Origin of the sequence: Paenibacillus etheri (assembly GCF_001012825.1) — a bacterium.
Lineage (GTDB): Bacteria > Bacillota > Bacilli > Paenibacillales > Paenibacillaceae > Paenibacillus_AQ > Paenibacillus_AQ etheri.
The window spans coordinates 448,075-460,666 of record NZ_LCZJ02000026.1 but is presented as its reverse complement, the minus strand read 5'-3'; the positions used below and the strand labels follow the sequence as shown (position 1 = coordinate 460,666).

The window sequence follows — 12,592 nt, the reverse complement described above, 5'->3', positions numbered from 1 at the left end:
GTTTGTAACTAAACGATTGCCTTAAGTATAGCGAAACCATAAGCAGGCATCTTCACGATCAGCTTGCCACGTTCTGTGCGTACTGTATCGCCAGTGAATAAGTTCTCCCAATTTCGTTCGTCAACGTCAATACGGAACGTCTGAGCGGTCTCTTCGCTGTTGATCAGTACAACTATAGTCTGGAGATCCAATCGGCGCTCATAGGCTATCTTACTGCCTTGTTGACCTGCCTCCAAGAAGGTAAATGTCCCCGTACGAAGTGCTGGTTGATCATTGCGTATTTGAATGAGCTGACGATAGAATTCGAACAGATCACGATCCTGCTTCTCAGGGTTCCACTCCATGCATTTACGACAACCTGGGTCACCCTCACCGTCCATTCCGAACTCGTCGCCATAATAGATACAAGGAGTACCCATAAAGGTGAACTGGAATAGTGCAGCTAATCGCATTTTATTCTTGTCCCCCGCAGCCAGCGTAAGTAAGCGTGGAGTGTCATGACTATCCAACAGATTGAAAGCAACTTCACTTGCTTGCAGTGGGTAGCGCGATAACTGTCTGCCAATAGAGTTGGCAAACCCTTCTGCATCAAGGCTACCATGAACAAAGAAGTCTAGGACGGCATCAGTGAAGGGATAGTTCATGACAGCATCAAATTTATCACCCTCGAGCCACGGAGCAGATTCATGCCAAATTTCTCCAAGGATGTAGGCCTCAGGATTTGCTCGTTTCACCACCTTGCGGAATTCACGCCAGAAATCATGATCCACTTCATTGGCCACGTCGAGACGCCAACCGTCGATTCCTACTTCTGTGATCCAGAATTCTGCGACCTTCAGTAAGTAAGCTTTAACTTCAGGATGCTCGGTATTAAGCTTTGGCATATGTGCTTCAAAGGCAAAAGTATCATAAGTAGGAATACCGTTTACAACTTGAAGTGGAAACTTACGAATATGGAACCAGTCTTTGTAAATGGAGTCTTCTCCTTTTTCCTGAACATCCAAAAACGGAGCGAAGGTTCCACCAGAGTGGTTGAATACAGCGTCTAACAGCACACGAATTCCACGTTTGTGGCAGAGGTCGACGAGTTTTTTTAACGTTGCAATATCCCCGAAATGCGGGTCAACTTTCATGTAATCTTCTGTATCGTATTTATGATTAGTAGTTGCTGTGAAGAGTGGTGTGAAATAAATAGCATTGATGCCAAGCTCGTTAAGATGATCCAGATGATCAATAACTCCTTGCAGGTCGCCGCCAAAAAAGTTGGTTGGTGTTGGCTCTGCTCCCCATGGCTGAACATCTTTTGGATCAAGACTAGGGTCGCCATTTGCAAAACGTTCAGGGAAGATCTGATAGAAAACAGCGTCCTTTACCCAGGCAGGTGGAGTGAATACATCAACCGGGTTAATAAATGGGAACTCGAAAAGCTTGTTTGGATTTTCTGGCCGGTTCGTTTGAAAATCATTTTCGGTCATCCAAATTCTCTCGTTATCCTTTTGCAGTAAGAATCCGTATTTCAATCTACGATAGATGGGAACAGAGGCACATTCCCAATAATCGAACATAGCATCAGAGGTGAAGAGGGTCATGGGAATTAGCTCTTTTGTGGTATCCCAAGTGTATTTATCTCCTGCAAAAGCAAATACTTCTGTTAAATCTCCTTTTTTAGCGCGGAGACGCAAGTGAATGGTGCTCTCATTATAGGCGTAAGACCAATTTAACCGCGGGCGATGGTACACAGCTTCCAGTAACATGAATAAGTCCTCCTAAAGTTTTGTAAGCGATACATCCCTGATCAGCTTCGGCAAAACTACATCGAAAGCATACGCTTAGTTTTGTAAGCGATACATCCCTGATCAGCTTCGGCAAAACTACCTCAAGAGCATACGCTTAGTTTTGTAAGCGATACATCCCTGATCAGCTTCGGCAAAACTACCTCAAAAGCATACGCTTAGTGTGGTAAGCAATACTTCCTCGAACAATTCACGACAGCACGTAGGTGTTAGAAAGTCGCTATTGTTATTGGTTGCACAGTTTTTTATGCAACATGCGCAAATGATGAGACAAACTTGCACATAACAAAGAGGCACAACCGCCGCGAAGTAGCTTGTCCGAGGTTGTACCTTTCATAAGTAACATTGCCTTTTAATTATATAGAACAGGAGGCAGACAATAGATGCAATGATTCATATTGGGTAGCCTCTTAACGATTTGGATTATAGCATGGAACAAAAGGGCTTTCAATACTCTTGTTCAAACCATTGCACAAATTTTCACTTGAGTATATGTGTATTTCTACTGCCCGATAATTGTAAATCTATTGGAAAAGTGAATTTGTGGCATATAAGGGGCAAATAAAATAGCAATTCCATTTTTAAACACATGAATAATCGATTAATTAAAAGATATCATGTGAAAAATGGAGATAAACGCCTATAGTGTTTATCAATTAATGGAAAATGATCAAATATGGTATGTGCAAACGTTTTTAAAAACAAACGATACTGTTGTATGATGTATTCATGAATGAAGCGCTTTCTTGCACTGCGGAATGCAGCTCTAGAAGGAGCGAGCTAAAAGAATAACTTTTTTTTTAGCTTTTCTGAAATCGTTTGCGCAAATTTCTGCTCTACTATTTTATCATCTTATGCTTTTTAAAATTGGGAGGGGTTAAAGTAATGAAGTTGAAAAAAGTGATGGTTATCACCGCTGCTGTCTCTATGGCACTGTCCGTTACAGCTTGTGGTTCGAACAACAATGGGAATGCCGGGGGGAACAATGCAGCAAAAGCTACTAATGCTGCTAACAACACTACAGAGACTGCTGCGCCAGAGACCACAGATGCAGCAGCAACAGAAGAGATTGTACCTGAAGATGGAGCGACTCTAGTTGTATGGGAAAGTAAGGAAGAAAGACCATTCGCAGATGAAATTGCTAAGCAGTTCACAGCGAAATATAACGTCCCAGTCAAGATTGAAGAGTTGGCACCACCAGATCAAGTAACTAAACTTACACAAGATGGTCCTTCAGGATTAGCAGCAGACGTTGTCCTTATTCCTCACGACAACTTAGGTAAAGCGGCAAGTGCGAGCTTGGTTCTTCCTAACGATGTCTTCGGTGAAGACACAAAAGCTAGCAATACTGAAGCTTCGATTATCGGATCTTCGTACGAAGGCGAATTGTATGGTTACCCTAGAGCAGCAGAAACTTATGCATTGTTCTACAATAAATCTCTCGTTAAAGAAGCACCTAAATCTTTCGACGATGTTCTTGCTTTCAGCAAAACATTCACGGATAAATCCAAGAACAGATACGGAATTATGTGGGAAGTAGGAAACCTGTACTTCAACTACATGTTTATCGCTTCCGATGGTGGATATCTGTTCGGTAAGGACGGTACTGATAAAGAAGATATCGGACTTGCTAACGATGGCGCGATTGCAGGCCTTAAAGAATTTGTGAAAATGAAAGAAGCATTGCCAATTAAGAGCGGAGATATCAATAGTGATATCAAACGCAGCTTGTTCAACTCAGGTGATGTAGCGATGGATATCACAGGTCCTTGGGAGCTTGGAGGATACAAAACAGCTCTTGGAGATAACCTTGGTATCGCACCGATCCCTACAGTAAATGGCAAAACAGCCATTACATTCTCTGGTATCAAAATTTTCGCAGTTAACTCGTTTACTCAATATCCGAATGCTGCTAAATTGTACGCTCATTTTGCATCAAGCAAAGACGCTCAATTGTTACTGAACAAAACAATCGGTTCTGTTCCTACAAACAACGAAGCGCTTCTTGATCCACAAATCGTTGACGATCCATTCGTATCCGCTTTTGCAGCACAAGCTAAGAGTTCCCAACCAATGCCTTCTATCCCTGAAATGGGTAACGTTTGGAGCCCTGTAAATGCAGCGCTTCCAGAAATTTGGGATAAGAATGTAGATCCAAAAGCAGCAATGGACAAAGCCGTTCAACAAATCAAAGATTTGAATAACAGTTCATCGCAATAAGGATCATAAATCACAGTCTTAACAGCATACAGTGAATCAAGCTGCCCGTCGCATGTTTAGCGGAGGGTAGCTTCTTATTTTCACTCGGAGAGGAGAACGGAAGCGAAATGCAGCGACATCGCACGAGGGCCGCAGTACTGTCGACGATTTTCATGGGATTGGGACAAATATATAACCGCCAATTCATCAAAGGAATCATGTTTTTAGTTGTAGAAGCCGCCGCTGTTTATTATTTTATTCAGAATCTTGCTACTGCATTATGGGGTTTTGTTACACTAGGAGAAAACCCTAGCCGGTTGGTAAAAGTAAAAGGCATTGCTAAGATGGTAGCTGGGGATCACTCAATTTATATTTTGATTCAAAGCTTGATCACCATTCTAATGCTTATCATCATAATCCTCGCTTGGTATTTGAACATTAAAGATGCTTATAAGACTGGAGAGAAACGCGATAACGGTCTTCAGGCAAACACCTTTAAACAAAGTGTTCGCTATATACTGGATTATAAGTTCGCTCAGACGTTCTTGGTCTTGCCGGGTATTGGTGTTCTATTCTTTACGATCATGCCAATCATCTTCATGATCCTGCTGGCGTTTACGAACTATTCCGCACCTGATCATCTTCCACCCGCTAAATTGGTTGACTGGGTTGGATTTCAGACCTTCCGTAATTTATTAGTTCTCAAAACCTGGAGCCACACTTTTTATGGTGTATTAACGTGGACGATTATATGGGCAGTTCTTTCAACGATTACTACATATTTCGGAGGACTATTGGTAGCCTTACTGGTGAGCCAAAAGGGTATTCGTTTCAAAGGAATGTGGAGAGTTATTCTGATTGTGCCTTACGCAGTACCACAGTTAATCTCTTTGCTGCTTATGCGCAATCTATTTAACGGTCAATTCGGTCCGATCAACCAATACCTTGGGTATTTTGGAATGGGCAATTTACCATGGCTGACAGATCCATTCTGGGCTAAGGTTACCGTAATTATTGTTAACATGTGGGTTGGTATTCCAGTCTCGATGTTACTTATAATGGGTGTACTGACTACAATCCCTCGGGATATGTATGAAGCAGCTGAAGTGGATGGAGCATCAGGTTATCAGAAGTTCCGTATTGTTACGCTACCGATGGTATTGTTCTCCACCGCGCCTACTTTAATTACGCAGTTCGCAGGTAACATTAACAACTTTAATGCGATCTTCCTGTTAACAGGTGGTAGTCCTGTAAATGGTGATTATCAATATGCCGGTTCCACGGACTTGCTAGTAACCTGGCTATACAAATTAACACTTGATCAGAACAAAAACAACATGGCTTCGGCAATAGGGATTATTATCTTTGTCATTGTTGCATCATTCTCCCTGTACAATTACCGCCGGACGAAATCATTCAAAGAGGAGGATATGATCCAATGAGCAGAAAGATCGCGAACTTTATTCGCTTAAGTGGTAGTTACATCATCTTGATTGCTTTGTCGATAGCGGCCCTCTATCCGGCCCTCTGGATTCTATTTGCTTCTTTCCGGCCTGGTAAATCACTGTACAGTAAATCATTTATCCCTGAGCAATTCACCTTCGATCACTACAGAGAATTGTTCACATCACCAAGTTATATGTTTGGAACTTGGTATGCTAATACATTGAAAATAGCTGTGTTCTCCATGCTTATCGGTGTAGTACTTACCTTGTTAACTAGTTATGCTGTATCCAGATTCCGGTTTAAAGCGCGTAAAACAGCGTTATCCACCGTTCTAATTCTTGGTATGTTCCCTGGTTTTATGAGTATGATTGCTATTTATATGCTCCTTAAGGAGTTTAATTTGCTGGATACACATATTGCCTTGATTATCGTTTATGCAGCTGGGGCGCCGCTTGGGGGAACCTTTATCGCCAAAGGCTTCCTCGACACGATTCCTCGTTCTTTGGATGAGGCAGCTCGAATCGACGGGGCGAGCAATTTCGGAATATTTATGCGAGTTATTCTTCCATTGTCACGCCCTATGATCACTTACATGGCACTGACTCAGTTTGTCGGTCCTTGGGTGGATTTCATTTTCGCCAGACTTATTTTGCGGACGAAGGAGAACTGGACCGTCGCAGTCGGAATGTGGGATATGGTTAACACGAACCAGAACACTAACTTTACCTTGTTCTCTGCTGGTGCTGTTCTGATCTCTATCCCGATTATGATTTTGTTTGTATTCTTGCAACGTCTGCTTGTTGATGGATTGACTGCAGGAGCTAGTAAGGGGTAACCATTTCGCTTCATACTAAAGAATGAACAGGGTACAGCCTTTGTACAGAAATGTAAGGCTGTACCCTTTTTCCATCATAGGGAGTGAATATAATTAAAAAGCTATGGACTCTACAGTTTAGATCAGTTGGGATAAAATTGTTCGTTATTCTTTTCAGCTCCATAGTGCTCTTATCCTCTGTTCTAGGATTGACTTCATATTTTGCTGCCAAAGATATCATTACAGATGAGGTTGCTGCGGCCTCCTCACAGTCTGTAGTTCAAGCAGCGGACAAGCTGGATTTTGTTCTAACCGAATATGAATCGCTTTCTAGGCAATTTGCACTCGACTCCGCATTAAAAGGTGACTTGGAAAAAATAAACAGTGGTGAACTTACAACGGTAGCTAAAGTTGCTGCAGAAGATCGGATTCGCAGAAAGCTAGACTTAGTTAAAGGTTCAGATGAGCGGATGTATGGCGTCAGACTGGTATCTAAGAGCTTGGAAGAAACAGAATCTTATAAATCTGCAGGTATTAGTGGTCTTCGTAGTGATGAAGGTATTGCTGAGAGACTGAAACAAATTGAAGATGCTAAAGGAGAGCCAGTATGGTTTCCGGTTCGTGAGAAGGGCTTCTTTGATGCTTATACTGAGCCGTCTTTAACCATGGGAAGATTGCTTCGCAATCTTGTACATCCTGAAGCGGAGTATTACATGCTTATTGAAGTTAAAGGGAAGGCTATGACTGAAATGTTGTCTAATCTTCAGATTGGAATTACTGGTCAGTTTCGGATTTTGAACACAGATGGGGACATTGTTTATGGTACGGATAATGCTAAACTGGGTCAACCCTCTTACATAAAAGTATCAGAAGAGCAAGATATAGAAAAGAATCATTCATTTACAGCAGCCGATGAGAAGGGAAGTCCTCAGCTTGTCGTTTATCAGCCTTTAACGACCGCTAAGTGGACACTCATGGGATATGCACCAGTTAGTGATTTTACGAAGTCGGCGGACAAGCTTCTTTATATTACGTTCTCTGTGGTGCTTGCAGCTGCCGTGATAGCCCTGTTAATTGGCTATGTTCTTGTTCGTTTGGTTGGGCGTCCAATAGGTAAACTGGCGACCTTAATGGAAGAAGGTGAGCGAGGAAACCTTCGTGTACGAACAAATTTTAAGGGTAAGGATGAGATTGGCCGGCTCGGGCATAGCTTTAACAAAATGATGGAGCAAATTTCTCTGCTTGCTAGCCAGAGTGAGATGTCAGCGAATGAAGTGTTTGGTACTTCAGAACAATTAGTCAAAGCATCAGGTACAACCTCACTTCATGCCAGAGAGGTTGCATCCGCTACAGGTGAGATTGCACTTGGAGCAGCTAGCCTTGCTGTCGAAGCAGAAAGAAGCCATTCTAATGTCGAAATCATTGGCAGTAAGATGAGTGAAGTAACTGAACTAAATACAGTAATGGACGCTTCGGCGGAGCGAGTTATTGAGGTTAGTGATCAAGGTACAGAGCTGATGAAGCTGCTAGTAGAACAGAGTGAGTCTACGGTGGAAATGTTCAATCGAATACAAGAGAACTCAAATAAGTTAAGAGAGAGTACTCATTTAATTCGCAGCATTCTTAGTCCTATGATTGCTGTGAATAAGCAGACCAATATTTTGGCGCTAAATGCTACTATAGAGGCGGTAAGAGCCGGTGCAGCAGGCAGAGGCTTTATAGTGATTGCTGATGAAATCAGACAGCTCGCTAACCAATCGAATGAGTCGATCCAATCGGTCTCCAAGATTACGGAAGAGATTGGTCTACACATTGAGAACACGGTTAAAGATATCAATGAGACCGCTCCAAAGTTCCGTGAGCAGATTTCTTCCGTACGTGAGTCGTCTACGATCTTTGCAAGTGTCAAAGAGGAAATGGAACACTTCATGGGGCATCTTAGTGAATCTTCTGCTTCTATTCATGAACTGATAGAGTTTCAGCGTCAATTAGGTGAATCCATGGCGAGTGTCAGTTCCATTGTGCAGCAGACGACGGCTTCGACGCAGGAGGTAGCTTCTATGTCTTCACAGCAATTTACTGTAAGTGAGGAGCTAGTTTCCTTATCGCAAAAGCTAGAGAGCTTAGCAGCAGACCTTAAGCAATCTATGGTTTCTTTTCAAGTATGAGAATTACATCTTAATAATAAAAACAATAAAACGAGTAATTCTCCTGTGTATTGGAGTTTTGCTCGTTTTTTCTAACTTAATGACTTCAAGGAGCTCTTCTTGTCTTAGAAGTGGTTTGGGAGATACACTTGGATTAACATTTTAATAGAAGAAAGGAGTGATCGAATGACGAATTTGCATCTAAGTCTTAGTGGGAGTCTTTTTCAGCAGGCATTAATTGAAGGGGATTATAGTCCTCGTTTTTTTGCTTACTATTATAAACAGTGGAACAATTACAGTATGTCTTACCATCAGCATAATTCAACCGAAATCATGTATTTGATCTCAGGAAGTTGTGTCGTGGATGTCTGTCCAAGAGCAGATGAAGAAGAGAGATTTAAGTTAAAGCGGGGAGAATTGATCATACTCGATGCAAATGTACCGCACAGACTGATTGTCGAGAATGGATCGCCTTGTCGAATGCTAAATGTAGAGTTTGGATTTATGGAATATACAGGGGTTGCTCCATCTATCGGCAAGCTTGCCCTGCAAGAAAAGGCCCTTGCTGAATGGTTGCAGGTCCCCTTTTCCAGTCTAGTCATGTCTGATCCGGAGGAAATCTATCATGTTCTAAAAGGACTTGTACTGGAGCTTGATCAAAGTGGCGGGAAAGGTGGAAGTATGGTCGACTTATTGTTCTGTGAGCTTCTGCTTCGATTATCTAGCTTGCGACAGGATCAGCTTCATACCAGCCAACAGCCTTCACAGCTCTATGTTAGGCGGAGTATCGAATTCCTTCATCAGAATTATGACCAGAGTATTCAGGTTAAGGATATCGCTGCTGCAGTCAATCTGCATCCCGGATATCTGCATCGTATTTTTAAGTTGCATACAGGCCGGACAGTCAGTGATTATTTGAATATGCTGCGAATGGAGAAAGCAAAGATGCTGCTGGGGCAGAGTGATATTCCAATTGCTGAAATTGCCGATTATGTAGGAATTAGCAGCAGGCAATACTTTCATCTCCTCTTCAAAAAATACACAGACAACACGCCCGTAGAATATCGCAATTCCATTGAGCGTCATTCCTGGAGTTACGAAGAGATGGATCTTCAATAGATAGGTTAGGATTTTAGATACCTTCCTTCAAAAGAGGTCATGATATTGGTTACGCTTTCCTAAGCGCCCTTGCTACAATGGACAGGAACGATCAATTCATTACCGGAGGATGATAAGGATGTCATTTAAAGTGTCTTTTATAGGGGCTGGCAGTATTGGATTTACCCGTGGCTTGTTGCGAGACTTACTAACTGTATCGGAATTTAAAAATATTGAAGTCTCATTTATGGATATTAATAGTACCAACTTGGAGATGGCTACCGAACTGTGCCAACGTGATATTAAAGAGAATGGTTTAAATATTCAAATCCAGGCGACTACGGATCGAAGAGAAGCGCTGAAGGATGCCAAGTACGTATTTTGTACTATTCGTATGGGTGGACTGGAAGCATTTGCAACAGACGTAGATATTCCATTGAAATACGGAGTCGATCAGTGCGTAGGGGATACCCTTTGTGCTGGAGGCATCATGTATGGACAGCGTGGGATTGCGGAAATGCTGAATATTTGTCGCGATATTAGGGAGATGGCTGCACCGGATGTCCTCTTACTTAACTATTCGAACCCTATGGCTATGCTGACTTGGGCCTGCAATAAATACGGTGGTGTACGGACGATTGGTCTGTGTCATGGGGTGCAGCATGGGCATGGGCAAATTGCAGATGTGTATGGGCTGAAGAAATCGGAAGTCGATATTATTTGTGCGGGTATCAATCACCAGACCTGGTATATTTCGGCGAGTCATAAGGGTAAAGATTTGACCGGGGGTCTCCTAGAAGCCTTTGAGAATCACCCGGAATTCAGTCGCACGGAAAAAGTTCGGATTGACATGTTACGCCGCTTTGGATATTACAGTACAGAATCCAATGGCCACCTAAGTGAATATGTGCCATGGTACCGTAAACGCAGCGATGAAATTATGGATTGGATCGATCTCGGAAGCTGGATTAACGGTGAGACTGGTGGATATCTACGTGTCTGCACCGAAGGGCGGAATTGGTTCGAAACGGATTTTCCGAATTGGATGAAGGACTCGGCACTGGAGTATACGGTGGAGAACCGCGGAGAAGAGCATGGTTCTTTCATTATTGAAGGATTGGAAACGGGCAGAGTGTACAGAGGTCACTTTAACACTGTGAATAATGGCGTAATTTCAAATCTACCCGATGACGCGATTATTGAAGCACCGGGGTATGTGGATCGGAACGGAATATCGATGCCGATTGTGGGTGAATTGCCTTTAGGAGCAGCCGCAGTGTGCAATGTTAGTATCTCAGTGCAACGTTTAGCCGTCGAAGCTGCTGTGCATGGCGATGACAAGCTGCTGCGTCAAGCATTTATGATGGATCCGTTGGTAGGTGCGGTATGTAACCCGAAAGAAATCTGGCAGATGGTCGATGAGATGCTCGCCGCAGGGGAACAGTGGCTACCTCAATACAGCGAAGCTATTGCTAAGGCAAAGGAACGTTTAGCTTCAGAAGAGCTTATCCCAACGAACGCTAACAATGAGGGAGCTGCACGACTGAAGGTGAAGACGGTGGATGAGATGATGCAGGAACGGGAAGCAGCGAACAAAAATGCCGGTGAGTCTGACAAAGGTAAGGGTAGAGAGAAGGTTCATTAGGCGGTAATCTGACAGCTACTTTGTACGCACCGTGAGTGATACTCGAATCAGACGAAGTTTGGTATTTTGTATAAAGAGAAGAAACATCAAAAAACGCGGGTGTCCCAAAAGCCATGAAATGGCTGATTGGACATCCGCGTTTTTGAGTGGAGGAATTATGAATTAACAGTCCCCTTTTGACTGAAGAAGGTCTTTAGCGCCTGATACACTTCTTTTTTATCTTTAATGACATAATGCATGAATTGTTCGTGCTTCAGATGACGGTAAGCGGACATTAACGTGCTGCTGCGATTATACTGATTCACTTCGCCGTAGCCGAACATATTGCTGCGTTTCAGTAGTTCTCCGATCAGTTTCACACAACGTTCGTTGTCGGAGGTGAGATTATCACCATCGGAGAAGTGAAATGGATAAATATTGTACTGCGCAGGCGGGTAGCGGCTGTCGATAATCTCAATTGCTTTTTGATAGGCTGAGGAGCAGATGGTTCCCCCACTCTCCCCGCGGGTGAAGAAATCATGCTCGCTGACCTCTTTAGCCTCCGTATGGTGGGCGAGAAAGACAATCTCTACCTTTTCATATTGGCGGCGTAGAAAGCGGGTCATCCAGAAGAAGAAGCTACGGGCGCAATATTTTTCAAAAGAACCCATCGAACCTGACGTATCCATCATCGCAATAATGACCGCATTGGAGTGTGGTGTTCTAATGTCATCCCATGTTTTATAGCGTAGATCGTCAGGACTTATACTGTGAATTCCGGGATTGCCTCTGCTTGCATTACGCCGAAGATTCTCCAGAAGAGTACGTTTCTTATCGATGTTAGACATCATGCCTTTTTTACGGATATCGTTAAAGATGATAGATTTAACTTCGATCTCCTCCTTATTCTTTGGCTTCAGATGTGGCAACTCCATATCCTGAAACAAGATGTCCTCCAGATCTTCTAGATTGACCTCAGCTTCTACAGTATCTTGACCGGGTTGATCGCCTGCTTTTTCCCCTTTGCCGGGCTGTGCCGACTGTGAATCGCGTCCAAGTACATCGCCGACCTGACTTTCCCCGTCTCCCTGTCCTACATGCTTTTGCTTACGAAAATTATAAATAATTCGATATTCATCAAGACTCCGAATCGGAACCTTAACAATCTGCTTACCACCTGACAAAATGATATTTTCTTCGGTCACGAGATCCGGCAAATTATCCTTGATAGCTTCTCTGACCTTTTGCTGATGACGTTCCTGATCCTGATGACCTTTGCGATGAAGGGACCAGTCTTCTTTTGAGACAATAAAGGAAAAGGGACCAGATGATTGCGACAGGATGACCACCTCCCATGGAATATAAATGTTGATTGAAGGAACCTTATGCAAAGTATAAATTTGGGGTCCCCGCAAAGTACCTGAATACGCATCGAAAGCAAAGACTCACTTTGTGGGGATGTTTTGAAATA

Annotated in this window: 8 protein-coding genes; 6 read left to right on the top strand and 2 right to left on the bottom strand. The window is 43.0% G+C overall.

Features of this window, described 5'->3' with window-relative positions; genetic code table 11:
* Positions 1 to 8: 8 nt before the first annotated feature.
* A complete protein-coding gene (locus UQ64_RS17175; protein ID WP_060624662.1) occupies positions 9 to 1,754 on the bottom strand; it encodes an alpha-glycosidase in 1,746 nt (581 codons plus the stop codon).
* 924 nt (positions 1,755 to 2,678) lie between these two features.
* Between UQ64_RS17175 and UQ64_RS17170 the strand changes: the two genes are divergently transcribed.
* The 6 genes from UQ64_RS17170 (at position 2,679) to melA (ending at position 11,142) form a co-directional block, all read left to right on the top strand.
* Positions 2,679 to 4,013, top strand: a complete 1,335-nt coding sequence (locus UQ64_RS17170; RefSeq protein WP_060624659.1) for a sugar ABC transporter substrate-binding protein — start codon at positions 2,679 to 2,681, stop codon at positions 4,011 to 4,013.
* A gap of 107 nt (positions 4,014 to 4,120) precedes the next feature.
* Entirely contained in the window at positions 4,121 to 5,434 is a 1,314-nt protein-coding gene (locus tag UQ64_RS17165; RefSeq protein WP_060624657.1) for a sugar ABC transporter permease, read from the top strand.
* Positions 5,431 to 6,273 (top strand): sugar ABC transporter permease, encoded by an 843-nt coding sequence (locus tag UQ64_RS17160; protein ID WP_042125831.1) that lies wholly within the window; start codon positions 5,431 to 5,433, stop codon positions 6,271 to 6,273. Before UQ64_RS17165 ends, UQ64_RS17160 begins: the two co-directional genes overlap by 4 nt.
* Before the next feature lie 188 nt (positions 6,274 to 6,461).
* Positions 6,462 to 8,420: a methyl-accepting chemotaxis protein gene (locus UQ64_RS17155; RefSeq protein ID WP_245238046.1), complete on the top strand. Its 1,959-nt coding sequence runs from the start codon at positions 6,462 to 6,464 to the stop codon at positions 8,418 to 8,420.
* Positions 8,421 to 8,585: 165 nt separating this feature from the next.
* A complete protein-coding gene (locus UQ64_RS17150) occupies positions 8,586 to 9,518 on the top strand; it encodes an AraC family transcriptional regulator (protein ID WP_060624651.1) in 933 nt (310 codons plus the stop codon).
* A 118-nt stretch (positions 9,519 to 9,636) separates the two neighbouring features.
* Entirely contained in the window at positions 9,637 to 11,142 is a 1,506-nt protein-coding gene (gene melA, locus UQ64_RS17145; RefSeq protein WP_060624649.1) for an alpha-glucosidase/alpha-galactosidase, read from the top strand.
* Positions 11,143 to 11,297: 155 nt separating this feature from the next.
* Here the strand turns inward: melA and yhbH are convergent, their stop codons facing one another.
* Positions 11,298 to 12,461, bottom strand: a complete 1,164-nt coding sequence (gene yhbH, locus UQ64_RS17140; protein WP_060624798.1) for a sporulation protein YhbH — start codon at positions 12,459 to 12,461, stop codon at positions 11,298 to 11,300.
* Positions 12,462 to 12,592: the final 131 nt, after the last annotated feature.

Excerpts from the sequence above, each read along its gene's own strand:
- UQ64_RS17175 (WP_060624662.1), bottom strand. The coding sequence starts at position 1,754 with ATGTTACTGGAAGCTGTGTACCATCGCCCGCGGTTAAATTGGTCTTAC.
- UQ64_RS17170 (WP_060624659.1), top strand. The coding sequence starts at position 2,679 with ATGAAGTTGAAAAAAGTGATGGTTATCACCGCTGCTGTCTCTATGGCA.
- UQ64_RS17165 (WP_060624657.1), top strand. The coding sequence starts at position 4,121 with ATGCAGCGACATCGCACGAGGGCCGCAGTACTGTCGACGATTTTCATG.
- UQ64_RS17160 (WP_042125831.1), top strand. The coding sequence starts at position 5,431 with ATGAGCAGAAAGATCGCGAACTTTATTCGCTTAAGTGGTAGTTACATC.
- UQ64_RS17150 (WP_060624651.1), top strand. The coding sequence starts at position 8,586 with ATGACGAATTTGCATCTAAGTCTTAGTGGGAGTCTTTTTCAGCAGGCA.
- melA (WP_060624649.1), top strand. The coding sequence starts at position 9,637 with ATGTCATTTAAAGTGTCTTTTATAGGGGCTGGCAGTATTGGATTTACC.